This is a genomic window from Streptomyces sp. NBC_01352, assembly GCF_036237295.1.
GTDB classification, from domain to species: Bacteria; Actinomycetota; Actinomycetes; order Streptomycetales; family Streptomycetaceae; genus Streptomyces; species Streptomyces plumbiresistens.
In genome coordinates, this window is the sequence record NZ_CP108354.1 from 5,836,479 (window position 1) to 5,862,335 (window position 25,857).

At 68.1% G+C, this 25,857-nt stretch carries 16 protein-coding genes and 3 rRNA genes; 7 read left to right on the forward strand and 12 right to left on the reverse strand.

The window, feature by feature from the left end; all coding sequences use genetic code 11:
• Positions 1-23: 23 nt before the first annotated feature.
• Together OG252_RS27190 and OG252_RS27195 are read right to left on the reverse strand one after the other, a co-directional pair.
• Entirely contained in the window at positions 24-1,997 is a 1,974-nt protein-coding gene (locus OG252_RS27190; RefSeq protein WP_329339363.1) for a sigma-70 family RNA polymerase sigma factor, read from the reverse strand.
• A gap of 385 nt (positions 1,998-2,382) precedes the next feature.
• Complete coding sequence (locus tag OG252_RS27195; protein ID WP_329339365.1) at positions 2,383-3,162, reverse strand: TetR/AcrR family transcriptional regulator; 780 nt, start codon at positions 3,160-3,162, stop codon at positions 2,383-2,385.
• A 375-nt stretch (positions 3,163-3,537) separates the two neighbouring features.
• Between OG252_RS27195 and OG252_RS27200 the strand changes: the two genes are divergently transcribed.
• Positions 3,538-4,917 (forward strand): NAD(P)/FAD-dependent oxidoreductase, encoded by a 1,380-nt coding sequence (locus OG252_RS27200; protein WP_307675820.1) that lies wholly within the window; start codon positions 3,538-3,540, stop codon positions 4,915-4,917.
• A gap of 221 nt (positions 4,918-5,138) precedes the next feature.
• Positions 5,139-6,788, forward strand: a complete 1,650-nt coding sequence (locus OG252_RS27205; RefSeq protein WP_329339370.1) for a SpoIIE family protein phosphatase — start codon at positions 5,139-5,141, stop codon at positions 6,786-6,788.
• A 22-nt stretch (positions 6,789-6,810) separates the two neighbouring features.
• On the opposite strand, the gene OG252_RS27210 is transcribed toward OG252_RS27205, so the two are convergent.
• Positions 6,811-8,082 (reverse strand): MDR family MFS transporter, encoded by a 1,272-nt coding sequence (locus OG252_RS27210; RefSeq protein ID WP_329345201.1) that lies wholly within the window; start codon positions 8,080-8,082, stop codon positions 6,811-6,813.
• A 154-nt stretch (positions 8,083-8,236) separates the two neighbouring features.
• Here OG252_RS27210 and OG252_RS27215 point away from each other — a divergent pair, with 154 nt between their 5' ends.
• From OG252_RS27215 to rrf, 4 genes are all read left to right on the forward strand, one after another.
• Complete coding sequence (locus OG252_RS27215) at positions 8,237-8,788, forward strand: MarR family winged helix-turn-helix transcriptional regulator (RefSeq protein WP_266437214.1); 552 nt, start codon at positions 8,237-8,239, stop codon at positions 8,786-8,788.
• A gap of 640 nt (positions 8,789-9,428) precedes the next feature.
• Positions 9,429-10,956, forward strand: a 16S ribosomal RNA gene (locus OG252_RS27220).
• Between the two features lie 306 nt (positions 10,957-11,262).
• A 23S ribosomal RNA gene (locus tag OG252_RS27225) occupies positions 11,263-14,385 on the forward strand.
• A gap of 92 nt (positions 14,386-14,477) precedes the next feature.
• Positions 14,478-14,594 (forward strand): 5S ribosomal RNA (gene rrf, locus OG252_RS27230).
• Together the 16S, 23S and 5S rRNA genes form the textbook arrangement of a ribosomal RNA operon.
• A 48-nt stretch (positions 14,595-14,642) precedes the next feature.
• On the opposite strand, the gene OG252_RS27235 is transcribed toward rrf, so the two are convergent.
• Genes OG252_RS27235 through OG252_RS27250 form a run of 4 tightly spaced genes read right to left on the reverse strand, consistent with a single transcriptional unit; the run spans position 14,643 to position 18,332 of the window.
• The gene (locus OG252_RS27235; RefSeq protein WP_329339374.1) at positions 14,643-15,320 is read right to left on the reverse strand and encodes a response regulator transcription factor; all 678 of its coding nucleotides are present in this window, start codon (positions 15,318-15,320) and stop codon (positions 14,643-14,645) included.
• Positions 15,317-16,591, reverse strand: coding sequence for a sensor histidine kinase (locus OG252_RS27240; RefSeq protein ID WP_329345202.1), 1,275 nt, complete (start codon positions 16,589-16,591; stop codon positions 15,317-15,319). Before OG252_RS27240 ends, OG252_RS27235 begins: the two co-directional genes overlap by 4 nt.
• Before the next feature lie 38 nt (positions 16,592-16,629).
• A complete protein-coding gene (locus tag OG252_RS27245) occupies positions 16,630-17,415 on the reverse strand; it encodes an ABC transporter permease (RefSeq protein WP_266437218.1) in 786 nt (261 codons plus the stop codon).
• On the reverse strand, positions 17,412-18,332 hold the full coding sequence (locus tag OG252_RS27250) for an ABC transporter ATP-binding protein (RefSeq protein WP_329339377.1): 921 nt from the start codon (positions 18,330-18,332) through the stop codon (positions 17,412-17,414). The genes OG252_RS27245 and OG252_RS27250 overlap by 4 nt, the downstream gene beginning before the upstream one ends.
• 94 nt (positions 18,333-18,426) lie before the next feature.
• On the opposite strand from OG252_RS27250, the gene OG252_RS27255 reads away from it, so the two are divergent.
• The gene (locus OG252_RS27255) at positions 18,427-18,981 is read left to right on the forward strand and encodes a GNAT family N-acetyltransferase (RefSeq protein ID WP_329339379.1); all 555 of its coding nucleotides are present in this window, start codon (positions 18,427-18,429) and stop codon (positions 18,979-18,981) included.
• A gap of 50 nt (positions 18,982-19,031) precedes the next feature.
• Here OG252_RS27255 and OG252_RS27260 read toward each other — a convergent pair whose 3' ends face one another.
• The 5 genes from OG252_RS27260 to OG252_RS27280 are packed head-to-tail and all read right to left on the reverse strand — an operon-like array spanning position 19,032 to position 25,700.
• Entirely contained in the window at positions 19,032-20,531 is a 1,500-nt protein-coding gene (locus tag OG252_RS27260; protein WP_329339381.1) for a type IV secretory system conjugative DNA transfer family protein, read from the reverse strand.
• 26 nt (positions 20,532-20,557) lie between these two features.
• Positions 20,558-21,973, reverse strand: coding sequence for an ATP-binding protein (locus OG252_RS27265; protein WP_266437225.1), 1,416 nt, complete (start codon positions 21,971-21,973; stop codon positions 20,558-20,560).
• A gap of 10 nt (positions 21,974-21,983) precedes the next feature.
• Positions 21,984-23,543, reverse strand: a complete 1,560-nt coding sequence (locus tag OG252_RS27270) for an SCO6880 family protein (protein ID WP_266437226.1) — start codon at positions 23,541-23,543, stop codon at positions 21,984-21,986.
• A complete protein-coding gene (locus OG252_RS27275; RefSeq protein ID WP_329339384.1) occupies positions 23,540-24,883 on the reverse strand; it encodes a hypothetical protein in 1,344 nt (447 codons plus the stop codon). The genes OG252_RS27270 and OG252_RS27275 overlap by 4 nt, the downstream gene beginning before the upstream one ends.
• Complete coding sequence (locus OG252_RS27280) at positions 24,873-25,700, reverse strand: hypothetical protein (protein ID WP_329339386.1); 828 nt, start codon at positions 25,698-25,700, stop codon at positions 24,873-24,875. Before OG252_RS27280 ends, OG252_RS27275 begins: the two co-directional genes overlap by 11 nt.
• Positions 25,701-25,857 lie beyond the last annotated feature (157 nt).

Here is a 25,857-nt window from a genome sequence, read left to right on the forward strand (position 1 = left end):
CCGCTGGGCTAGGAGCAGGCGAACTAGGAGCAGGTGAACTTCGACTCCGCCCAGTCCGCGAGCGCCAGGTTGTCGAGGTAGCTGTGCGGCTCCGCCACCAGCCGTACGGTCTCGCGCCCGGCGAGGTTCACATGGACCGGCACCGCCGCGTCCCCGCCCTTGATCATCCCGGACCGCCACAACTGGACGCCGTCGGCGTAGACCGAGAAGTAGACCTTGCCGAGCCCTGCCGTCATGTCGTCGACGCCCACCATCGCGTCGTAGGCGGAGCACTCGCGGTTGAGGTCGACGGTCACGGAGGAGTGGCCGTGCACGGTCACGCCGCGCGCGTACTGCCTGTCGGCGATCGAGACGCCGTACCGCTGCCAGACCCAACTGCTCTGGCCGATCCGCATCTCGGGCTCGGTGCCGTCGCCGGTGAGGTCGTACGACAGCTCGCTCCACTGGTAGACGGCCGGGGCGGGCGGAGGCGTCGGGGCCGGCGTGGGAGTGGGCGTAGGCGTGGGGGTCGGGGTGGGGGTCGGCGTGGGCGTCGGAGTCGGGGTGGGGGTCGGCGTGGGCGTGGGGCTCGGGGTCGTCCGGGTCGGTGTGGGCGTCGGGTTGGGTGCGGCCGCGATCACCGGAGGTGCCGGCCGGGGTTCCTTCTCCGGTGGTGCGGGCGTGTTTCTCGCGGGGTCGAGCGCCGGTGTGGAGGCGGGCGGCTTGGCGTCCGGCTTCCTGGGCGGACTGTCGTCGCCGATCAGCCCGAGCGCCACCGCGGCGGCCGCCACGGCCACCACACCCGCCGCGATACCGGCCTTCACGGGCGCGCCCAGCCCCTCGGAGCCCACCGCCCCGCCACCGGCCCCGGCCCCGCCGGAAGAGCCGCCGCTCGCCGCCGTTGCCGCCCCCGCGGCCCCGGCCGCGCCCGCCCCGGCACCGCCGGCGATGAGCCCGACCGCCTTGGCGTACCCGGCGGCGCCGAACCAGCCGATGACCGCGATCGGCACGACGGCGGGGATACCGCCGGCGACTTCCTTGATCTGGCCCGCGGCCAGCCGGCACTTGGCGCACTCCTCCAGGTGCTTGCGCAGACCGCGCTCGGCACGGGTGCGCAGCCCGCCGCGGGCGTAGGCGCCGAGGCGGTCGGCGTGGCGCGCGCACTCCTCGTCGGTGGCGAGGGTGACGCTGACGTGGGCCTGGAGGTAGGCCTGTTTGAGGCCCTCGCGGGCCCGGCTGGCGAGCACCCGGGTGCCGTTGGCGTCGAGCCCGAAGAGCGTGGCGACCTCACTCGGCGTCTCGTCCTCGACCTCGGTGTGCCACAGCACGGCCTGCCACCGCTCGGGCAGCGACCGGAAGGCCTGCATGGCCATGGACTGCTCGGCCTCGTGCATCGCCCGCACATCGGCGCCCAGGTCCAGTGTGTCGCTGTCGGACGGGTGGGAGACTCGCGCCGACTGCGCGGCGAACACCGCGAAGTCGTCGACCAGTTGCTCCCGCTTCGCGGACTTCGTCCAGCTCGCGGCCACCCGTCGGACGGTGGTGAGCAGATACGCGCGTACGGCGTGCTCGGGGCCGGAGCCGCCGCGCACCGCCTGGAGCATGCGGGCGAACACCTCGGCGGTGAGGTCGTCGGCGGTGTGGCCGTCGCGGCAGCAGGTGCGGGCGTAGCGGCGCACCGCGTCCGCGTGGCGCCGGTAGAGCGCCTCGTAGGCGGTGTCGTCGCCCGAGCGCATCCGCTCGATCAGGTCGGCGTCGGAGGGTGGCAGCTCCCTGGGCGGCGGCAGGATGCCGCTGCCCTCGCGCCGGTCGCGCTGCGCCGGCACGCTGCCCTCGACGGGCTCGCCGGGCTGCGCCGGGATGCCGGCCACCAGGGACTCGGCCCGCTCGGCCCCCATCGGCTCACCGCCGTGCGGGACACCGGCCCGTCCCCCCTGGCTCGGTACCTGCGGCGAGGCCGCGCCACCGGCCTCCGCGTCGTCGTCACCGAGTGACCCGTCCCGCCCGTCAAAGCTCATCGCGGAAAGCCCCCGCCGCCTGCTCCACCAGTCCCGAACACCGGGTCAGCGTGCCATATTGGCTTTTGTTCAGGACCCCGGAGTGCGGACCCTCCACTCGTCCGTGGGGACTTCCCGCAATGCAGTACTAGCGCTCACTCGTTCGGGGAAGGCTCAATCGACGCCCTGAGGGCGGCAGTTGAGAGACATGCCCGAAATGCCCGGCGCATTCCCGGGCAGTGACCGAGGTGCGGGCGCCGCAGCACCCACACCTCACCGTCACCTTTTCGAGTCACGGGTCATCGGCGGTACCCGGCGGTACCCGGCGGTACCCGGCGGTACCCGGCGGTACCCGGCGGTACCCGGCGGTACCCGGCGGTACCCGAGCAGCGGACGACGACCACCGTCACATCGGCCGCGACCGCAGCCCCTCCAGCAGAATGTCCAGCAGCCGTGCCGAGGCCGCGGCCTGCTGCGCCGCGTCCGGCAGCGAGGGCGCCGCCGTGGCGATCACCAGCAGGACGTCCGACACCGACACGTCGGCCCGCAGTTCGCCCGCCGCCCGCGCCCGGTCCACGAGCTGGCCCACGACCTCGAGCAGCGCCGCCGCCCCGGGGTCGTCGTCCGCGGAGAACACCGTGTCCCCCGCCACCAGCCGCAGCTCCCCGGCACCCGGCTGCGTCCGCTGCTGCGGCACCCGCGCGCCCTCCGGCGCGCCCTCGTCCGCCACACCGACCCGCAGCACCTGCGGCGGCAGCAGCCGCCCGGCGCCCGAGGCCACTGACGTCCGCAGGAAGCGCGACAGCGCCGACCACGGCTCGTCCTCCTGACCGAGCGCCGCACGTGCCTGGTCGGTCAGCCGGGAGGTCTCCTCCTCGGCTATCCGCCGCACCAGGACGTCCTTGCTCGGGAAGCGCCGGTACACCGTGCCGACGCCGACCCGCGCGCGCCGCGCCACGTCCTCCATCGGCGCGCCGTACCCCAGCTCGCCGAAGACCTCGCGCGCCGCGCGCAGTACGTGCTCCAGATTGCGCTGTGCGTCCACGCGCAGCGGCGTCGTACGCCCACCGTCCGCGCGTCCGTTGCCCGTCGCCGCGCTCATCGCTGAGCCCAACGGTCCGCCCATCGCCCCGCCACCGGGTGCGATGGTGGACGCGGACGACCAATGAGAGTCCTGAACATGCATAAGTGATCCCCCGGTACTGACGTCTCCCCCCGGAGACTCTCCCCGCCATCGAAAGCCGGAGCGAACGGAACAAACCCGCTTCCCGGACCCGCCCGTCGCGGATCCGAAGGCGTATCCCCCTACACCCCGTCGACACACGAACATAGTTGAGTGGGGGTCAATTCAGAAGGGGGACGTTCCGCACGGAGCGCCCCCCGATCGGAGTACGGGTCGTATACGTCCCGATTACGCCCCCTCCGGCCGCCCGGCACATACCAGCTGACCTGCGATCTTTCCCCGCACCTCGGTGAATCGGCCAACCCCGCGCGCGCCCGACTCGCGGTCACACAAATTGTCGAGCCTGTGGACAAACGCAAGCGCCGGGTGCGTCATGGGATGGTGAAGGAACGTGCGCGCATTCTCGTTGTCGGCGGCGGCTACGTCGGGATGTACACCGCCCTGCGACTCCAACGGACGCTGAAACGGGAACTCGCGCGGGGCGACGTCGAGATCACCGTCGTCACACCCGACCCGTACATGACCTACCAGCCGTTCCTCCCCGAGGCGGCCGCCGGTTCCATCTCCCCCCGCCATGTCGTCGTACCGCTGCGCCGCGTCCTCGACCGCTGCCGGGTCGTCGTCGGCGAGGTCACCTCGATCGACCACGCCAAGCGCACCGCCGCCCTCACCACCCTCGCCACCGACGAGGAAGGCACCGGCGCGCAGCAGCTGACGTACGACGAACTCGTCCTCGCCCCCGGCTCGATCTCGCGCACCCTGCCCGTCCCCGGTCTCGCCGAGCACGGCATCGGCTTCAAGACCGTCGAGGAGGCCATCGGCCTGCGCAACCACGTCATCGAGCAGATGGACATCGCCTCCTCCACCCGCGACCCCGCCGTCCGCGACGCGGCCCTCACCTTCGTCTTCGTCGGCGGCGGCTACGCCGGCGTGGAGGCGCTCGGCGAGCTGGAGGACATGGCCCGCTACACAGCGCGCTACTACCACAACGTCCAGTCCGACGACATGAAGTGGATCCTCGTCGAGGCCTCGGACCGCATCCTCCCCGAGGTCGGCGAGGAGATGGGCCGCTACACGGTCACCGAACTGCGCCGCCGCAACATCGACGTACGCCTGAACACCCGCCTGGAGTCCTGCGCGGACCGCGTGGCCGTCCTCAGCGACGGCGCCCGCTTCCCCACACGTACGGTCGTCTGGACGGCCGGCGTCAAACCCCACCCGCTCCTCGCCGCGACCGACCTCCCGCTGAACGAACGCGGTCGGTTGAAATGCACCCCCGAGCTGACCATCGAGGGCACCACGCGCGCGTGGGCGGCCGGAGACGCCGCCGCCGTCCCCGACGTCACGGCCGGAGAACCCGGCAAGGAGACGGCGCCCAACGCCCAGCACGCGCTCCGCCAGGCGAAGGTCCTCGGCGACAACATCGCGCACTCCCTGCGGGGAGAGCCCCTTCAGACGTACTCCCACAAGTACGTCGGCTCGGTCGCCTCCCTGGGGCTGCACAAAGGTGTCGCGCACGTCTACGGACGCAAGCTGAAGGGCTACCCTGCCTGGTTCATGCACCGCGTCTACCACCTCAGCAGGGTGCCCACCTTCAACCGCAAGGCCCGCGTCCTGGCGGAATGGACCTTGTCAGGACTCTTCAAGAGGGAGATCGTCTCCCTTGGATCGCTCGAACATCCCCGAGCGGAGTTCGAACTCGCGGCCGGTGGAAAGCCTCCTCAGGACCCGACGAACGACCCGAAGGGGTCGTCCTGACCGGACCGAGGAACTCCGGCCGCGGGGTAGGCGTCTGACGGATGCCGACCCGGGCGGCCGCCCTGCCAGACTGGTCCCCGACCTTGGACGGACAGACCCCCGCCCTTCGAACCCACGAGGCTTTCCCCAGTGCCGCAACCCCGGGGTGCCACCCCCAAGACCCCCGGCCGGGTCCGGAGCCGGCAGCAGACGCCGCAGACGACGACACGAGGCAAGGATTCGTGAACTTCACGCGCTGGAGCGCCCGGCTCCCCGGAACGCAGCGCCGCGCCGCAGCGCGGACCGACCACCCGGTCACATCGGACCTGCGCTCGGACGGCGCGGGCTCCGTACCCGCGGCCCGCGCCGAACAACTCGCCGACGGGGCACCGCCCGTGCCCGCCGTCGACGAACTCCCGGTGCGCGAGGTCCTCGACCGCGTCCCCGCCCTCGTCGCCCTCGTCCACGGCCCCGACCACCGCCTCGCCTACGTCAACGACGCCTACGTCACCGCTTTCGGCCCCCGCCCCACCGGCGACCCGGCCCGCGCGGCCCTCCCGGAGCTCGACGAACTCGGCCTCTTCCCGCTCCTCGACCAGGTCCTGCGCAGCGGCAAGCCCCGCACGGTCAAGTCCCGCAAGGCCCCCGACAGCCGCTCGTACACCTTCACCTGCACCCCGGTGACCGAGGGCGACGGCGGTGTTCTCATCTTCGCAACCGACGTCACCGACCACGCCGAGGCCGCCGAACGCCTCAGAGCCAGCGAACGACGCCAGCGCGAAACCGCCGTAACCCTCCAGCGCTCCCTGCTCCCCCAGGAGCTCGAACAACCCGACGACCTCCGCATCGCCGCCACCTACCACCCCGGCGGCACGGAGGCCGCGGTCGGCGGCGACTGGTACGACGTGATCACCCTCGGCGGCGGACGCACGGCCCTGGTCATCGGCGACGTGATGGGCCGCGGAGTGCGCGCGGCCGCGGTGATGGGCCAGCTCCGCACGGCGGTCCGGGCGTACGCCCGCCTCGACCTCCCCCCGCACGAGATCCTCCAGCTCCTGGACGGCCTCGCCATGGAGATCGACGCCAACCAGATCGCCACCTGCGTGTACGCCATCCACGACCCGAACGAGGGCCGGCTGGTGTACGCCTCGGCCGGACACCTGCCGATCCTGGTCCGCGACGAGAGCGGGATCGTCCAGCGCGCCGACGAGCCGACCGGCCCGCCCCTCGGCACCGGCGGCTGGATGCACACCTCGGGTTCGATCGCCCTGGGCCCCGGCTCCACGGCCGTCCTCTACACGGACGGCCTGGTGGAGCGCCGCAACGAGGACCTGGACGAGGGCATCGCCTCGCTGGAACGAGCCCTGTCCGGAGCGACGGGCACCCCTCAGGTGGTCTGCGACCGCCTGGTCCGAGCGGCCGGCGTGACGGCGGAGCACGACGACGACGTGGCGGTCCTGGTCCTCCAGCACCCCGCCCACACCGGCCCCGACGGCGAGCTCTTCCGCAACGCCGCCCTGGAACTCCTCGGCGGCGTGGAAGCGGCCCCACGCGCGCGTGCCTTCGCCTCCGGCGTCCTGACCAGCTGGCGGTTCCCGGTGGAACTGCACGACCTGGGCGTCCTGGCGGTCAGCGAACTGGTCGCGAACTCCCTGCAACACGGCACACCCCCGATGCGGCTGCGCCTGCGCCGCACCGACCGCCGCCTGATCGTCGAGGTCACGGACGGCGACGACCACCTCCCGCGCCGGCGCCGCGCGGAACCCGGCGACGAGTCCGGCCGAGGCATCGCCATCGTGGCGACGATCGCCTCGACCTGGGGCTCCCGTCGGACGCCGGGTGGCGGGAAAGCGGTGTGGTGCGAGTTCGGGCTGCCGGGGGCCGCGAAGTGAACGGCGTTCGCGACCCTCTGCGTCAGGCGCTTGCCCGCGCCTGATCCGCCGGAGTCGGGCCCCCCTGGGCCACCACCCGGCTCCGCGCCCGCCACGGCTGATCCTGCGCGGCCGTGAGCTGACGCCCCAACCGCACCGCCAGAACCGTGATCCCCAGCGAGAACAGCAGGAACGTCACGATGTACGGCGCGTGCAGCGACGCCCCCATGGGCCCGCCCACCGCCGGCCCCACCGCCAAGGCAAGCTGCTTGACCAGCGCGAACGCGGAGTTGTACTGCCCCGCCATCCCCTCCGGCGCAAGATCCGCCACCAGCGGCGCGACCGTCGGCGACAGCATCGCCTCACCCAGCCCGAACAGTGCGTACGTCGACACGAACGCGGCCGTGGCCATCTCCTGGCTGCCGTGCCCGAGCCCCGCGTATCCCGCGGTTACCCACGCCACGGCCCAGATCAGCCCGACGGCCGCCATCACTCGCGACCGCCTCCGCCGCTCCACGAACTTCAGTACGGCGAACTGCGCGACCACGATCATCGCGGTGTTCGCGGCCAGAGCCATACCGAGGGCGGACGTCGATATCCCGGCAGCCTCCACGCCGTACGCGCTCAGCCCCGACTCGAACTGCCCGTAGCAGGCGAAGAACAGCACGAAGCCCACCACGCACAGCTGCACCATGGCCCGGTTGCCCAGCAACTGCTTCCAGCTGCCCTTGGCCGATCCCGACCGCCCCGGCGCGTCCTGGATACGCGGCGAGTGCGGCATCCGCACGGTCGCCATCACCACGGCCAGCAGCAGGAACATCGCCGCCTCGATCGCGAACAGCAGGGTGAAGGACGAGACGTGCGTGGTGTCGACCAGGTGACCGCCGATGAGCCCGCCGACGCCGAGCCCCAGGTTCTGCAGGAAGAACTGCGTCGCGAAGGCCCGCGAGCGCGTGTCGGCCGTCGAGCAGTCCACGATCATCGTCGCCAGCGCCGGCTGCATCACGGCCTGCCCCGCCCCGAGCGCGGCCGCCGACAGCAACACGGTCGTCGCGTTGCTCGCGAGCCCCAGGCTCAGTGCCCCCAGCGCGGCGGTGACCAGAGCGACGAGCAGCACCGGCAGCGGACCTCGCCGGACGATGGCCCGCCCGGCGAACGGAAGCACGATCAGCGCCGCCACGGCGAAGACGGCGAGGACAAGCCCCGCCGTCATGGCACCCAGTCCCCGTACCTGCGCCACATAGACGTACAGATAGGGAACGGTGAAGCCGAGCCCGAATGCGCTGAGTGCGTTGCCCACGTGGATCCGGCGCATCGCTGCGCCCATCGCCCTGGTCACGTTCACCTCTCTCGAGTTAGTTGGGAGCCTTCAGTAGTTACCCCTGAAGACTTCGAGGCTAAAGTTAGATCCTAAACAGTACACCTCGAAGGACTTCAACGCCAAGCAAGCCCGTGCCATACTGCGACCCATGGGCGACACCCCCGGCGGCCTCAGCGAGCCGACCCTCGAAGAGCAGATCGCCGCATACCAGCGCGAGTTCCAGGACCTCGACCCCCAGGTCGAGCAGATCGTCTCGGCGCTGTCCCGCCTGAACCGCCGTATGAACGTCGCCTACGGCCGCCAGACCGCCGCCCTCGGCATCAGCAACGCCGAGTGGGAGGTCCTCAAGGCCCTCGTCCTCTCCGGCGCCCCCTACCGCCTGGGCCCCAGCGACCTCGCCAAGCGCCTGGGCCTGACGCCGGCCGCGATGACCCACCGCATCGACCGCATGGTCACCGAGGGACTGGTCACCAGAGAGCGCGACGAGTCCAACCGCGTCCGCGTGATCGTCGAGCTCACCTCGGAGGGCCGCGAGAAGTGGCTGGAGGCGATGCGCCTCGCCACGGTCTTCGAGGAGGACCTGCTCCAGGATCTGTCCCAGGAGGACCGCACCGCTCTCGGTGAGGTCCTCACCCGCCTCCTGCGCAGGGTGGAGCACGCCCAACCAGACGCCGGCGGGCGACTCACCGACCTGGGCTGATGACCCCCAAAAAGATCTTGACAAGCGGCGCTTGACAGCCCCTTGCTCGTTCCGTAGAGTTCTTCGGGTTGCCACGGAGCCGTAACGGTTCTTCGGCAGCACCTCCGCCGCATCAGCGGCACCACAAACCACCAGCACGATCTCCCAACGGGATTGAATTCGGCGTGCCCGAATTCCATTCGATTTGGGTCCGGCAGCTCGATTAGGAACTGCCGGGAGGATCCGCTAAGGTTTGAGGCGTCGGAACGGCCCAACAGCCGGGATGACAAGCCCTCTGACTGGGAATCAGGCCCGAAAGGATCTGATAGAGTCGGAACCGCCGGAAAGGGAAACGCGAGAGCGGGAACCTGGAAAGCACCGAGGAAATCGGATCGGGAAGATCTGGTAGAGTCGGAAACGCAAGACCGAAGGGAAGCGCCCGGAGGAAAGCCCGAGAGGGTGAGTACAAAGGAAGCGTCCGTTCCTTGAGAACTCAACAGCGTGCCAAAAGTCAACGCCAGATATGTTGATACCCCGTCCATCGGATTCTTCCGGTGGCGAGGTTCCTTTGAAGAATACACAGCGAGGACGCTGTGAACGGCCGGGCTTATTCCGCCTGGCTGTTCCGCTCTCGTGGTGTCGGCCGGATTACCGGTAAACATTCACGGAGAGTTTGATCCTGGCTCAGGACGAACGCTGGCGGCGTGCTTAACACATGCAAGTCGAACGATGAACCACTTCGGTGGGGATTAGTGGCGAACGGGTGAGTAACACGTGGGCAATCTGCCCTTCACTCTGGGACAAGCCCTGGAAACGGGGTCTAATACCGGATAACACTCCCTCCCTCCTGGGTGGGGGTTGAAAGCTCCGGCGGTGAAGGATGAGCCCGCGGCCTATCAGCTTGTTGGTGAGGTAATGGCTCACCAAGGCGACGACGGGTAGCCGGCCTGAGAGGGCGACCGGCCACACTGGGACTGAGACACGGCCCAGACTCCTACGGGAGGCAGCAGTGGGGAATATTGCACAATGGGCGAAAGCCTGATGCAGCGACGCCGCGTGAGGGATGACGGCCTTCGGGTTGTAAACCTCTTTCAGCAGGGAAGAAGCGAAAGTGACGGTACCTGCAGAAGAAGCGCCGGCTAACTACGTGCCAGCAGCCGCGGTAATACGTAGGGCGCAAGCGTTGTCCGGAATTATTGGGCGTAAAGAGCTCGTAGGCGGCTTGTCACGTCGGGTGTGAAAGCCCGGGGCTTAACCCCGGGTCTGCATTCGATACGGGCTAGCTAGAGTGTGGTAGGGGAGATCGGAATTCCTGGTGTAGCGGTGAAATGCGCAGATATCAGGAGGAACACCGGTGGCGAAGGCGGATCTCTGGGCCATTACTGACGCTGAGGAGCGAAAGCGTGGGGAGCGAACAGGATTAGATACCCTGGTAGTCCACGCCGTAAACGGTGGGAACTAGGTGTTGGCGACATTCCACGTCGTCGGTGCCGCAGCTAACGCATTAAGTTCCCCGCCTGGGGAGTACGGCCGCAAGGCTAAAACTCAAAGGAATTGACGGGGGCCCGCACAAGCAGCGGAGCATGTGGCTTAATTCGACGCAACGCGAAGAACCTTACCAAGGCTTGACATCGCCCGGAAAGCATCAGAGATGGTGCCCCCCTTGTGGCCGGGTGACAGGTGGTGCATGGCTGTCGTCAGCTCGTGTCGTGAGATGTTGGGTTAAGTCCCGCAACGAGCGCAACCCTTGTTCTGTGTTGCCAGCATGCCCTTCGGGGTGATGGGGACTCACAGGAGACCGCCGGGGTCAACTCGGAGGAAGGTGGGGACGACGTCAAGTCATCATGCCCCTTATGTCTTGGGCTGCACACGTGCTACAATGGCAGGTACAATGAGCTGCGATACCGTGAGGTGGAGCGAATCTCAAAAAGCCTGTCTCAGTTCGGATTGGGGTCTGCAACTCGACCCCATGAAGTCGGAGTTGCTAGTAATCGCAGATCAGCATTGCTGCGGTGAATACGTTCCCGGGCCTTGTACACACCGCCCGTCACGTCACGAAAGTCGGTAACACCCGAAGCCGGTGGCCCAACCCCCTTGTGGGGAGGGAGCTGTCGAAGGTGGGACTGGCGATTGGGACGAAGTCGTAACAAGGTAGCCGTACCGGAAGGTGCGGCTGGATCACCTCCTTTCTAAGGAGCACTTCTTGGCAGCCGGGCTTGCCTGGTTGTCCAGAGGCCAGTTCATCGGCGAACGTCCGGTGCTGGTTGCTCAAGGGTGGAACGTTGACTACTCGGCACACTTGATCGTCTTCTCCTTCCAGTACTGCTCGCAAGAGCGTGGACCGTTGAGGGGAGCGGGAAGGGTGTCGGGCACGCTGTTGGGTATCTGAGGGAATGAACCCCTCAGTTGCCGGCCCCGGTGCAGCATCACGGAAGTGGTGTGTGACGGGTGGCTGGTCGTTGTTTGAGAACTGCACAGTGGACGCGAGCATCTGTGGCCAAGTTTTTAAGGGCGCACGGTGGATGCCTTGGCACCAGGAACCGATGAAGGACGTGGGAGGCCACGATAGTCCCCGGGGAGTCGTCAACCAGGCTTTGATCCGGGGGTTTCCGAATGGGGAAACCCGGCAGTCGTCATGGGCTGTCACCCATACCTGAACACATAGGGTATGTGGAGGGAACGCGGGGAAGTGAAACATCTCAGTACCCGCAGGAAGAGAAAACAACCGTGATTCCGGGAGTAGTGGCGAGCGAAACCGGATGAGGCCAAACCGTATACGTGTGAGACCCGGCAGGGGTTGCGTATGCGGGGTTGTGGGATCTCTCTTTTACGGTCTGCCGGCCGTGAGACGAGTCAGAAACCGTTGATGTAGGCGAAGGACATGCGAAAGGTCCGGCGTAGAGGGTAAGACCCCCGTAGTCGAAACATCAGCGGCTCGTTTGAGAGACACCCAAGTAGCACGGGGCCCGAGAAATCCCGTGTGAATCTGGCGGGACCACCCGCTAAGCCTAAATATTCCCTGGTGACCGATAGCGGATAGTACCGTGAGGGAATGGTGAAAAGTACCGCGGGAGCGGAGTGAAATAGTACCTGAAACCGTGTGCCTACAAGCCGTGGGAGCGTCGCGCATCGAGTTTACTCGGTGCGTCGTGACTGCGTGCCTTTTGAAGAATGAGCCTGCGAGTTTGCGGTGTGTTGCGAGGTTAACCCGGGTGGGGTAGCCGTAGCGAAAGCGAGTCCGAATAGGGCGTTTCAGTAGCACGCTCAAGACCCGAAGCGGAGTGATCTAGCCATGGGCAGGTTGAAGCGGAGGTAAGACTTCGTGGAGGACCGAACCCACCAGGGTTGAAAACCTGGGGGATGACCTGTGGTTAGGGGTGAAAGGCCAATCAAACTCCGTGATAGCTGGTTCTCCCCGAAATGCATTTAGGTGCAGCGTCGTGTGTTTCTTGCCGGAGGTAGAGCACTGGATAGGCGATGGGCCCTACCGGGTTACTGACCTTAGCCAAACTCCGAATGCCGGTAAGTGAGAGCGCGGCAGTGAGACTGTGGGGGATAAGCTCCATGGTCGAGAGGGAAACAGCCCAGAGCATCGACTAAGGCCCCTAAGCGTACGCTAAGTGGGAAAGGATGTGGAGTCGCACAGACAACCAGGAGGTTGGCTTAGAAGCAGCCACCCTTGAAAGAGTGCGTAATAGCTCACTGGTCTAGTGATTCCGCGCCGACAATGTAGCGGGGCTCAAGCGTACCGCCGAAGTCGTGTCATTGCAGCAATAGCCCCAACGGGTGCTGTGATGGGTAGGGGAGCGTCGTGTGCCGGGTGAAGCAGCCGCGGAAGCGAGTTGTGGACGGTTCACGAGTGAGAATGCAGGCATGAGTAGCGATACACACGTGAGAAACGTGTGCGCCGATTGACTAAGGGTTCCTGGGTCAAGCTGATCTGCCCAGGGTAAGTCGGGACCTAAGGCGAGGCCGACAGGCGTAGTCGATGGATAACCGGTTGATATTCCGGTACCCGCTGTGAAGCGTCAAACATTGAATCAGGCGATGCTAAGTCCGTGAAGCCGCCCTGGAGCCTTCGGGCAAAGGGGAGTGGTGGAGCCGACGGACCAGACTTGTAGTAGGTGAGTGATGGGGTGACGCAGGAAGGTAGTCCATCCCGGGCGGTGGTTGTCCCGGGGTAAGGGTGTAGGCCGAGTGGTAGGTAAATCCGCTGCTCATCAAGGCTGAGACCTGATGCCGAGCCGATTGTGGTGAAGTGGATGATCCTATGCTGTCGAGAAAAGCCTCTAGCGAGTTTCATGGCGGCCCGTACCCTAAACCGACTCAGGTGGTCAGGTAGAGAATACCGAGGCGTTCGGGTGAACTATGGTTAAGGAACTCGGCAAAATGCCCCCGTAACTTCGGGAGAAGGGGGCCATCACTGGTGATCCGTTTTACACGGTGAGCTGGGGGTGGCCGCAGAGACCAGCGAGAAGCGACTGTTTACTAAAAACACAGGTCCGTGCGAAGCCGTAAGGCGATGTATACGGACTGACGCCTGCCCGGTGCTGGAACGTTAAGGGGACCGGTTAGTCACTCTTCGGGGTGGCGAAGCTGAGAACTTAAGCGCCAGTAAACGGCGGTGGTAACTATAACCATCCTAAGGTAGCGAAATTCCTTGTCGGGTAAGTTCCGACCTGCACGAATGGCGTAACGACTTCTCGACTGTCTCAACCATAGGCCCGGTGAAATTGCACTACGAGTAAAGATGCTCGTTTCGCGCAGCAGGACGGAAAGACCCCGGGACCTTTACTACAGTTTGATATTGGTGTTCGGTTCGGCTTGTGTAGGATAGCTGGGAGACTGTGAAGCTTGGACGCCAGTTCAGGTGGAGTCGTCGTTGAAATACCAGTCTGGTCGTGCTGGATGTCTAACCTGGGTCCGTGATCCGGATCAGGGACAGTGTCTGATGGGTAGTTTAACTGGGGCGGTTGCCTCCTAAAGAGTAACGGAGGCGCCCAAAGGTTCCCTCAGCCTGGTTGGCAATCAGGTGTTGAGTGTAAGTGCACAAGGGAGCTTGACTGTGAGACCGACGGGTCGAGCAGGGACGAAAGTCGGGACTAGTGATCCGGCGGTGGCTTGTGGAAGCGCCGTCGCTCAACGGATAAAAGGTACCCCGGGGATAACAGGCTGATCTTCCCCAAGAGTCCATATCGACGGGATGGTTTGGCACCTCGATGTCGGCTCGTCGCATCCTGGGGCTGGAGTCGGTCCCAAGGGTTGGGCTGTTCGCCCATTAAAGCGGTACGCGAGCTGGGTTTAGAACGTCGTGAGACAGTTCGGTCCCTATCCGCTGCGCGCGCAGGAATATTGAGAAGGGCTGTCCCTAGTACGAGAGGACCGGGACGGACGAACCTCTGGTGTGCCAGTTGTCCTGCCAAGGGCATGGCTGGTTGGCTACGTTCGGGAGGGATAACCGCTGAAAGCATCTAAGCGGGAAGCCTGCTTCGAGATGAGTATTCCCACCCCCTTTGAGGGGTTAAGGCTCCCAGTAGACGACTGGGTTGATAGGCCGGATCTGGAAGCCCAGTAATGGGTGGAGGTGACCGGTACTAATAGGCCGAGGGCTTGTCCTCAGTTGCTCGCGTCCACTGTGTTGGTTCTGAAACCACGAACAGCCCCGTTGTCGGGCCACGACAACGGTGCGGCTGAAACAGTTTCATAGTGTTTCGGTGGTTATAGCGTGAGGGAAACGCCCGGTTACATTCCGAACCCGGAAGCTAAGCCTTACAGCGCCGATGGTACTGCAGGGGGGACCCTGTGGGAGAGTAGGACGCCGCCGAACAATTGTTGAGGAAACCCCCGTGCCATCGGCACGGGGGTTTTCTGCGTTTCAGGCCGGCTTTACCAGTCCCGTGTCGTACGCCAGGATCACCGCCTGCACGCGGTCCCGGCAGCCCGTCTTCGCGAGGACGCGGCCCACGTGGGTTTTCACCGTGGATTCGGCGAGGTGGAGGCGGGTGGCTATCTCGGTGTTCGTCCAGCCCTGGCCGATGACGGTGAGGATCTCGCGTTCGCGGTCCGTGAGGGGGGCGAGGCGGGGGTCGTCGTCCTCCGGGCCTGCGTTGGCTGTGGGGGCTCCGGTCGGGAGGTGGTGGGCGTAGGTGTCCAGGAGACGGCGGGTCAGGCTGGGCGCGACCACCGCGTCGCCCGAGGCCACCGCGCGGATGCCGGAGAGGAGGTCCTCCGGCTGGGCGTCCTTGACCAGGAAGCCGGAGGCGCCTGCGCGCAGGCCGGCGTAGGCGTACTCGTCGAGGTCGAAGGTCGTCAGGATGAGGACGCGGGTGCGGGCGCCGGTGGCGACGATGCGGCGGGTGGCCTCGATGCCGTCCAGGCCGGGCATGCGGACGTCCATCAGGACGACGTCGGGGTGGAGCTCGGCGGTCAGGCGGGTGGCCTCGGCGCCGTTCGTCGCCTCGCCGAGGACCGTCATGTCGTCCTGACTCTCCAGCAGCATGCGGAAGCCGAAGCGTTGCAGGGGCTGGTCGTCGGCGATGAGGACGGTGGTCACTGCGGGGTTTCCTCCGGGAGGTGAAGGTGGACGCGCCAGCCCTGTTCGGGGTGCGGGCGTGGGCCGGCCTCGAGTGTGCCGCCGTAGAGGGCGGTTCGCTCGCGCATGCCGGGGAGGCCGCGGCCGGCGGTGCCGTGGGGTTCGGGGCCGCCGCGGCCGGTGTCGGTGACTGTGACGGTGGCGGCGCCTGTGTCGTCGTAGGACAGGTTGATGTGGGAAGTGGCCGTGGGGCCCGCGTGTTTGAGGGTGTTGGTCAGAGCCTCCTGGATGACTCGGTAGATGGTGAGCTGGCGGCCGGGGGTGATGGTGGGGGTGCCCTTGATGGAGGTGTGGACGGGGAGGCCGGCCGCGCGGACGCCGTCGATGAGGTGGTCGAGGTCGGTGAGGGTGGGCTGGGGGGTGAGTTCCGGTGCCTGTGGTGCCTCGCTCTCCTCTTCGCGTAGGACGTCCAGCAGGCGGCGGAGTTCGGTGAGGGCCTGGCGGCTGGTGGTGGAGATGGCGGTCAGGGCCTGGGCCGCGCGGTCGGGGGACTTGGTGGCGGCGTAGCGGCCGCCGTCGGCCAGGCCGGTGATGACGGAGAGGTTGTGGCCGATGATGTCGTGCATCTCGCGGGCTATGCGGGCGCGTTCGGCGGCGGCGGAGAGGCGGGCCTGCTGGTCGCGTTCGATCTCCAGGCGGCGGGCGCGGTCCTCCAGGGCCTCGGTGTAGTTGCGGCGGGTGCGGACCGTGATGCCGATGGCTATGGCGACGGCTATGGACATCAGTACCGGGACGATGTCCTGGTCCGCGCTGCCCCGCGGGTGGCGGACGGCGGCCACGGCCACCGGGACGATGACCACGGCCGTCGCCCACCACAGGTTGCGCGGAGGCCGGCGCAGGGCGATGTGGAAGACGACGAGCAGCTGGAGCAGGGCGGCCTGGAGGACGGCTCCGGTCCAGGCGTTGACCAGGGCGGACGGGGCGATGGCGAGGAGGACGGACCGGGGGTGGGTGCGTCGCCACAGCAGGGGGACCGACAGGCCGAGGCTCAGGGTGAGGATCAGCCAGCCCGGGGTGTCGGGGGCGCGGGTGACGTTGCGCCAGCCTTCGCCGACGTCGTCGATCAGGGCCGCTGTCACCCAGAAGCCGGCCAGGTGCAGGTCCCAGAGGAGGGGGTGGCGCCGGTCGAAGGCGCGTACGCGTCGGGTGACGCGGTGGACGTACTCGGTGAGGGGCTCCGTCGTTCGTTCTTCCGGTACGGGCCGTGCTTCTTCTTCCGCCACGGGGTCCATGGTGGAGGTTTCCTGCCCGGTCGGCATACGTCCCGTCGTCATACGTCCCGTCGTTTCAGGACCGCCGCGGCTGCCGCGAGGGCTGCCGCCGTCCACAGGAGCAGGGACAGGAGCGCGATGCCGGGGGAGGGCGCGTCCGGCATCGGCTGGGCGGTGGTGAGGGTTTCCAGGGCACGGCCGGGGAAGTGCCGTACGGCCTCGTCGACGAGGTCGTACGGGAGCATCGCCAGCACCTCGGGGAGGATCATGACCAGGCCGATGAACGCGCCCGTGGCGATCGGGACCGAGCGGGCGACGGCGCCGAGGCCGAGGGCGAGGACCGCGAAGAGGGCGAGGCCGACGGCGTTGCCGACGAGGGCGCGCAGGACGCCCGGGTCGCCGAGGGAGGCGGCGTGGTCGGTGCCGGAGAGGAAGGACTGGGCGAGGGGGAAGGTGAGGAGGTTCGTCCACAGGGCGAGGGGGAAGGTGACCGCGGCCAGGACGGCCGCCTTCGCCCAGAGGACGGGCAGGCGGCTCGGGACCGCTGTCATCGTCGCCCGGATCTGGCCGGTGGAGTACTCGCCGGCGGTGGACAGGATGCCCAGGACGCCGAGGTTGAGCTGGGCGAACTGGGTGCCGAGGAGGATGAGGACGACCGTGTCGAGTTCGGCCTCGCCGTTGCCGTCGTAGGCCGCGCTGATGCCCGCGCCCATGGCGAGGGTCAGGGCGCTGGTGGCGATGAGGGTGATCCAGGTGGAGCGCAGGGTCCAGAGCTTGTGCCATTCGGAGCGCAGCACCCGGGCCGGGGTCACGCGGTACGGCACGGTCGTGGTCGCGGTGGTCATGCCGTCGGTCCTTCCAGGGTGGCGGTGAACTCGACCGCGTCACGGGTGAGGTCCATGAAGGCCTCCTCCAGGGAGGCGGTGTTCGGGGTGAGTTCGAAGAGGGGGATGCCGTGGGCGGCGGCGGTGCGGCCGACGCGCTCGGCGTCGGTGCCGCGGACTTCGAGGGTTTCGGGGGCGGTGGTCGTGATGTCGACGCCGGGTGCCGAGAGCAGTCGTACGAGGGTCTCGGCCTGCGGCGTGACGACCTTGACCGTGCCCGCGCCGGACTGTCGTACGAAGTCGGCGACCGTGGTGTCGGCCAGGAGGCGGCCGCGGCCGATGACGACCAGGTGCTCGGCGGTGAGGGCCATCTCGCTCATCAGGTGGGAGGAGACGAAGACCGTACGGCCTTCCGCGGCGAGGGACTTGAGGAGGTTGCGGATCCAGAGCACGCCCTCGGGGTCGAGGCCGTTGACCGGTTCGTCGAGGACGACGGTGGACGGGTCGCCGAGCAACGCGGCGGCGATGCCCAGGCGTTGGCCCATGCCGAGAGAGAAGCCCTTGACGCGGCGGCGGGCCACGTCGGTCAGGCCGGTGAGGTCCAGGACGTGGTCGACGCGGGACCTGGGGATGCCGTGGGTGTGGGCGAGGGCGCGCAGGTGGTGGTGGGCGGTGCGGCCGGGGTGGACCGAGCGGGCTTCCAGGAGGGCGCCGACCTCCTGGAGGGGCGCGGGGTGGGCGGCGTAGGCGCGGCCGCCGACGGTGGCGTGGCCGCGGGTGGGGGCGTCCAGGCCGAGGATCATGCGCATGGTCGTGGACTTGCCGGCGCCGTTGGGGCCGAGGAAGCCGGTGACCGTGCCGGGGCGGACGGTGAAGGACAGGTCGGAGACGACCGTCTTGTCGCCGTAGCGTTTGGTCAGGTCCTGTGCCGTAATCATGCTTCGATGCTCGTCCGGGCGCAGGCGGCGGGCGTCGGACCGGGGGCAGTATTCGAGGTGAGGGGCGTAGTACCCGGGTATTACGGTGGCTGGCATGAGCAGCTATGTGATCCGGTCCGTGCGTGCTGACGAGTGGCCTGCCGTGAAGGAGCTTCGGCTTGCGGCTCTGAAGGATCCTGTCGCGCACCTCGCCTTCCTCGAGACCTACGACGAGGCCGCCGCCAAGCCGGACTCGTTCTGGAAGGAGCGGACGGCCTCGGGCGCGGAGGGGGCGACAGGGGTGCAGCAGATCATCGCCGAGGGGCCGGACGGGCGGTGGGTCGGGACGCTGACCGTGCTGGTCGAGGAGCCCGGGACGACGGACTGGGCCGGGTTTCCGGTGGAGCGGAAGCAGGGGCATCTCGTCGGGGTGTTCGTACGGCCCGAGGAACGGGGGAACGGGCTGACCGAGGTGTTGTTCGACGCCGCTCTGGAGTGGGCGTGGGCGCAGGGGGCCGAGCGGGTGCGGCTCATCGTGCACGAGGAGAACGGGCGGGCGCAGCGGTTCTACCGGAAGGTGGGGTTCGTGCCGAGTGGGGTGACCGTGCCGTTGGCCGCTCGGCCCAGGGAGCTGGAGTTGGAGTTCGTGCTGGAGCGTGGGAGTGACTGAGGTGCCTGGTTCAGGACCCCAGGACCCCAGGACCTCAGGGGCTCAGGGGCTTACGGGGCTTGTACCGGCAGTTCGGCGTCCGGCCAGCGTGTGCGGGCCTGTTCGCGGGAGCGGAGCAGGGCCAGGGTCGGCAGTCCCCGGTCCGTTCCGGCGGCCAGCAGTTCCGGGAGCTGGGGAAGCGGAGCCACGGCGGCGATGTCGTCCAGGACGAGCGTGAGTGGTGGGTCGAGGCGACCGGAGGATGACCGTTCGGCCATGCGCCGGCCGCGCTCGACCACGCTTGAGGCGAGGGCGGTGAGCAGAGGCATCGCGCCCGGATCGGTCCGGGGGTCCTCGATGGATTCACCTACCACATAAAGCGTGCCCCCTTCGTCCACGAAGGAATCCAGGGCGAGCGCATCAGTTCGGTTGGGGGTGCAGGCCTCGCGGATGTTGAGCGTGGAGAGGGCGGAGAGGGCCCGGCTCGTCAACTCCTGGGCGATGTCCCGGCGTTCCGCGTGGGCGGTGAGTGCGGCTTCCAGTTCGCCCGCGGAGCCGGAGGCCGCCTTGGGGTTCGTACGGAGGGTTCGTACGGCGTCCTGGATCTGGGTGCCCTGGGACCAGCGGTGGACGTGGCGGATCGTACGGCCGTCGATGGCGGCGGCGTGCAGATAGCTGCGCAGGAGCGTTTCGGCCACGTCGCTGACGGCCTGGTCGATTTTCGCGGTGGGGCGGATGGGGGCGAGGAGGGCGGTGGCCCGTGCTGCCGCCGTCTGTTTGTCCTCGCAGCCGGCGATGGGGGACCAGTGGAGGCGGGCCGGGGTGTCGCAGCGGTGGGTGGGGTCGTAGACGTGGACCGGGCCGAGTTTGGCGCGGGCGTCTTTGGTGTCCTGCCAGATGGCGGGGTTCGAGGTGACGATGAGGGCGGGGCCCTCCGCGTCTCGTATGGCTTGGGTTGCGGTTGTTCGGCGGGTTTCCGGGGGGCCGTAGAGGACCGCGCCTTCGGCGCGGGGTGTTTCCCACCCACCCACCCGTTCACCGTTCCTCGAAAGGTTCGGCAAAGGACTCGACAGGGGGGCTGACTCCACCGGTGCCGCCTCTGGCAGTACTTGGGTCGGCTCCGGCTCCGGCTCCGCTCGGGGTACCGGTACCTCACGGATCTCGGGTGTCGGCAAGGGCTCCGCGCTCTCCAGCCGTCTCCGCACCCTGACCGCCCGCCACCGTGCCAGCGTGCCCATCACGAACACCGTCAGGACGATAAGGATCATGACCTGGCCGATGAGCAGGCCCCAGAACAGGCCGTAGCCCGAGAGCTGGGACTCGGGGGTGTCCGGCCAGGCGGCGGGGATGTCGTGCGGCTGGGCGACGAGGCCGCGGATGGCGAGGGGGGCGCGGGTGAAGGTGACGCCGTCGGGCCAGGCGCCGTGGGCGAACAGGGCGGCCAGGCCCGTGGCGGACCAGACCAGCAGGGTCATGCCGAGGAGGAAGGCGAGTATGCCGACCAGGAGGCCGTCGGGGATGCCTCCCCGGCCGTTCTGCCGGTCGTCCCGGTACTGCTCGTGCGGTCTCACGCCTTCCCCCTACGACCTACGACTGACTACGCCACCGTCGACTCGGAGTCGCCGAGGTGTTGTTCCACGAACGCCGCCGCCCGTTCCTCCGCTTCCAGTTCGGCCGCGCGCAGGGCGTCGTCCGTCCGTTCTCGTTCGGCGGAGGACTCGGTCATCGCGCGGTCGGTGAAGACCAGGGGGCGTTCGGTCTCGGTGATCAGGTGTTTGACGACCTGGACGTTGCCGTTGACGTCCCAGACGGCGATGCCGGGGGTGAGGGACGGGATGATCTCCACGGCCCATCTGGGCAGGCCGAGCACCCGGCCCGTCGCCCTCGCCTCGTCGGCCTTCTGGGCGTAGATCGTCCTTGTCGACGCCATCTTGAGGATCGCCGCGGCCTCCTTCGCCGCCGCCCCGTCCACCACGTCGGACAGGTGGTGCACCACCGCCACGAACGACAGGCCCAGTCGGCGGCCGAACTTCAGCAGCCGCTGGAAGAGCTGGGCCACGAACGGGCTGTTGATGATGTGCCAGGCCTCCTCGACCAGGAAGATGCGCTTCCTGCGGTCGGGGCGGATCCAGGTGTGCTCCAGCCACACGCCGACGATCGCCATGAGGATGGGCATGGCGATGGAGTTCCGGTCGATGTGGGACAGGTCGAAGACGATCAGCGGGGCGTCCAGGTCGATGCCGACCGTCGTCGGGCCGTCGAACATGCCCCGCAGGTCACCGTCGACCAGGCGGTCCAGCACCAGGGCGACATCGAGTCCCCAGGCCCGTACGTCGTCTATGTCGACGTTCATCGCCTCGGCGGACTCCGGTTCGGGGTGCCGCAGCTGCTCGACGATGTCGGTGAGCACCGGCTGGCGTTCGACGATCGTCTCGTTGACGTAGGCGTGCGCGACCTTGAGGGCGAAGCCGGAGCGCTCGTCCAGGCCGTGCCCCATGGCGACCTCGATGATGGTCCGGAGCAGGGCGAGCTGCCCGGTCGTCGTGATCGCCGGGTCGAGCGGGTTGAGCCGGATACCCATGTCCAGGGCCGCCATCGGGTCCAGCCGGATGGGAGTTATTCCCAGCTCCTGCGCGATGAGGTTCCATTCGCCGACGCCGTCCTCGCCCTGGGCGTCGAGGACGACGACCTGGCGGTCGCGGAAGCGGAGCTGGCGCAGGACGTACGTCTTCTCGAGCGCCGACTTGCCGTTGCCGGACTCGCCGAGGACCAGCCAGTGCGGGGCCGGGAGCTGCTGGCCGTACAGCTGGAAGGGGTCGTAGATGTAGCCCTTCCCGGAGTAGACCTCGCGGCCGATGATGACGCCCGAGTCGCCGAGGCCGGGGGCCGCGGTCGGGAGGTAGACCGCCTGGGCCTGGCCGGTGGAGGTGCGTACCGGCAGGCGGGTCGTCTCGACCTTGCCGAAGAGGAAGGACGTGAAGGCGTCGGTGAGGATGGACATCGGATCCCGCATGCGGCGGCCCCTACCTTCGAATGCCGGTGGCGAACGGGAGCGTGTTCACGAAGGCGCGATGGTGCTCGCGGTCGCACCATTCCAGCTTCAGGTACGACTTTCCGGCCGAGGCCCGGATGGTCCGCTTGTCGCGGGCCAGGGCCTCGGGCGATCGGGAGGAGACGGTGATGTAGCCGACCAGGTTCACGCCGGCCGCGCCGCTCGCGAGGTCTTCTCCTCGCTGGTCGAGACGGTTGTGGGCGGCGATGTCGCGCGGGTCGACGGTGCGGTTCATCTTGGCGGCACGGGAGGCCTCGGCCTCGTCGTTGGTCTTCTCGGTCAACATGCGTTCGATGGCTACCTCGGTGGGCTCGAGATCCATCGTCACGGCGACCGTTCGGATGACGTCCGGGGTGTGGACGAGGAGCGGGGCGAGGAAGTTGACGCCGACCGGGGTCATCGGCCACTCCTTCACCCACGCCGTGGCGTGGCACCAGGGGGCGCGGGTGGAGGACTCCCGGGTCTTGGCCTGGAGGAACGTCGGCTCCATGGCGTCCAGTTCGGCCGGCCAGGCGTTGCGCTTGGTCATCGCCTGGATGTGGTCGATCGGGTGGTCCGGGTCGTACATGGAGTGGATGAGCGAGGCGAGGCGGCCCTGGCCCAGCGGCTGCCGTACGCGGATGTCGGCCTCCTGGAGGCGCGAGCAGATGTCGGTCAGCTCTCGGGCCATGACGACCGCGAGGCCCGCGTCCCGGTCCAGCTTGCGGCCGTTGTGCGGGCGGGCGGCCCGGGCCATCGCCTGAGCCTCGGCGGCCAGCTCGCGGTTGTAGTGCATACAGGCGACGAGGTACGCGCGGTGCTGCTCGCTGCTCGTCGACACCATCGACTGCAGTTGGTCGTACGACTGCTGCAGCCATCCCAGTGCCTTCTCGTCCCCGCGTACGGCGACGTCCTTGGCGTGGGCGTCCGGGTCGGCGGGGAGGGTGCGGGCGAGCATCTGGAGGCGGGTGACGAAGCCGTCGCCGTTGGCCACGTGCTTGAGGAGGGTGCCGAAGCGGTCGACGAGGGCTTCCTGGTCCTCGGAGTCGCGCAGACCGACGCCCGGGCCCTCGATCTCGATGGCCGCGGTGACCGTACGGCGGTCCGCGTGCAGCAGTACGGCGATCTCGTCGGGGCCGAACGGGGCGGCCAGCCAGTTGATGCGGCCGATGCCGGGCGGCGGGCCGATCTCCACCTCACGGCCGTCCAGCTGGATGCCGGCCTCCATGACGCCGGAGCGGTAGGTGGTGCCCTGCTTGAGGGTGCGCTTGAAACTGCGGTTGATCTCGAACCACTTGTAGAAGGTGCGGCGCTTGTACGGGACGTACACCGCGGCCAGCGCGAGCATCGGGAGGCCCACCAGCAGCACGATGCGCAGGGACAGCACCGGGACGAGGAGCCCGCACATCATGCCGAGGAACGCGCCGACGATGATGAGCGCGATCTCGCCGGTCTCTCGGTTCCTGCCGACGATCGCGTTCGGCCGGGCGCGGCCGATCAGATATGTACGGCGGGGCGTGACCGGATGGGACACGTGGGACTCGGTCGTCAACGCCCTTCACCTCCCGTGCGGTTGGTACTGCTGTTGCGGGTGTTGCTGGCGTGCGGGCTGTTCACCGGGCTGGTGCCCGCGCGGGGAGCGGGGGCGGCGGAGGGGACAGATCCGCCGCCTCCGTTCGGTGTACGTGTGCTGTGCGCGGCGACCCCGCCGGAGACGGGGTTGCTCGGGCGGGCACCGTTCGATCCGCCCTGGCCTCCGCCGCCGTTGTTGTCGGCGCGGGTGCTGTGGGTCTTGATGCCCTGGGCGACCAGGGTGGCGGGGGAGGTCATGACGGCCGCGGCCTTGCCCTCCGCGCCCTGCATGATGCGGTTGCTGCGGGAGTTCGCGATCTCGTCGCCGAAGCCGGGGACGAAACGGTAGATCATCGCACTGGCGAAGATCGCGAGCAGGATGATGGCGAGGCCGGACACGACGGCGGAGAACGCGTCGGGGCCGTCCTCGGCGGACAGCGCGCCGGCCAGGCCCAGCACGATGACGATGACGGGCTTTACCAGGATGACCGCGATCATGATGCCCGCCCAGCGGCGGACGTGGCCCCACAGGTTCTTGTCGACGAGGCCGGCGTACACGACGGTGCCGAGGAGGGCGCCGACGTAGAGGAGCGCGGCTCTGATGACCAGCTCCAGCCACAGCACTCCCGCGGCGAGGATGCTCACCAGCGACACGACGATCAGCATGATGGGGCCGCCGCCGATGTCCTCGCCCTTGCTGAGGGCGCCGGAGAAGTTGCCGAAGAAGGTGTCGGTCTGGTTGCCGGTCGTCTGCGCGAGGACCTCTGAGACGCCGTCCGTCGCCGATACGACCGTGTACAGGATCAGGGGCGTGAAGGCGGACGCCAGGACGGTCAGCCAGAGGAACCCGATCGCCTCGGAGATGGCGGTGGTGAGGGGGACACCGCGGACGGCTCGCTTGGCGACGGCCAGGAGCCAGAGGAGGAGCGTGAGGATCGTCGACGCGGCGAAGACCACGGCGTACTGCTGGAGGAACTTCGGGTTCGTGAAGTCGACGTTCGCGGTCTCTTTGACGGCTTCACTGAGCTTGTCGATGGTCCAGGCGGCGGCGTCGGCGCAGCCCTTGGCGAGGGAGGAGAGGGGGTCGAGGGTGCTGGTGGGGTCCAGGGTGCCGGAGCGGCCGGTTCCGGTGGAGCCGCTGTCGTCTTCGCAGTACTGCTTGGCGGGGCCGATCAGGAGGTCGCACGGGTTGTCGCTCGTCGTCGGCGTAGGCGTCGGGGTGGGCGCCGCGACAGCACGGGTGGCCAGCAGGACGGCGGCCGTCTGTACGGCGGCCACCAGGCCGGCGAGCTTGAGTACGCGACTCGGGTTACCGGGCATACGTGAACCCTCCGTACTCCTCGATGGCCTTGCTGATGGCGTCCGAGCTGGCGGCCCTGTCGTCTCCCGGTACCGGTGCGGGTCCGTCCGTCTGCGTGTCCGCGGTGATCTTCCAGTCGCCGCCGGACCATTGCAGGTCGAAGCTCCAGGTCTTCCACGTCGAGCTGACGGGGTCGGTGGAACCTTCGCCGGACATGCCGATGAGGCCCATGTACCAGACCGCGACCTTGGCGCTGGTGGCGCTGAACTGCTGGACCTTGGTGCCCACGGGAACGGTTCGGGACACGAACGTGCTGCCCGAGGGGGCGTTGCCGTTCGCGTCGAGTCCCAGCTTGCTGAGGAAGTCCGCCGAATACGCCTGGTCCATGGCGCTCTGCAGCTTCGCTGCCGCGGCGGGCGTGTAGATGCCGTCGACGATGGAGTGCCGGGTGCCCTTGTTGAACATGCCCGTCGACCCCAGCGTCACCGCATAGTTCGCCGCCGCACTCTGCGCACCCTCTTCATCCTGCGCGAACCCACTCGGAATCCCGCCCGTCTTCGCCTCCACCGGACGATCCCCGCTCGCCGCCGTGGACGCAGTCTCCGGCTGGGAAGCCGCCCCGTCCGTGGATGAGGAATCGTCTCCTCCACGGTTCGCGAAGGCGATCGCGGCGATCAGGAGGACGACGACGCCGACCACCGTGACCAGGCTGCGAGAAGAGGACCGGCCTCTGCGTGCGCCGCCGTACACATCGCCCGGCCGGTCGGGCAGGCGCGTGCGCGTGTGCCCCGAACCGCCGTAGCCACCGGAGGTCTCGTCGTCGTCTCCGAGAGTCATGCCGCGTACGCCCCCTCGACGTCGTGCGGAAACGCGTAGGAGTACGACGGTAGCCGTGCTGGTTCCCGCGCGGGCGCGGTGTGGTGACTCGACATCAGGGAAACGCAACCTCTGCCGGTGGGCACGACGGACGGGTGGGGTGGAGGGGAAACCGGGC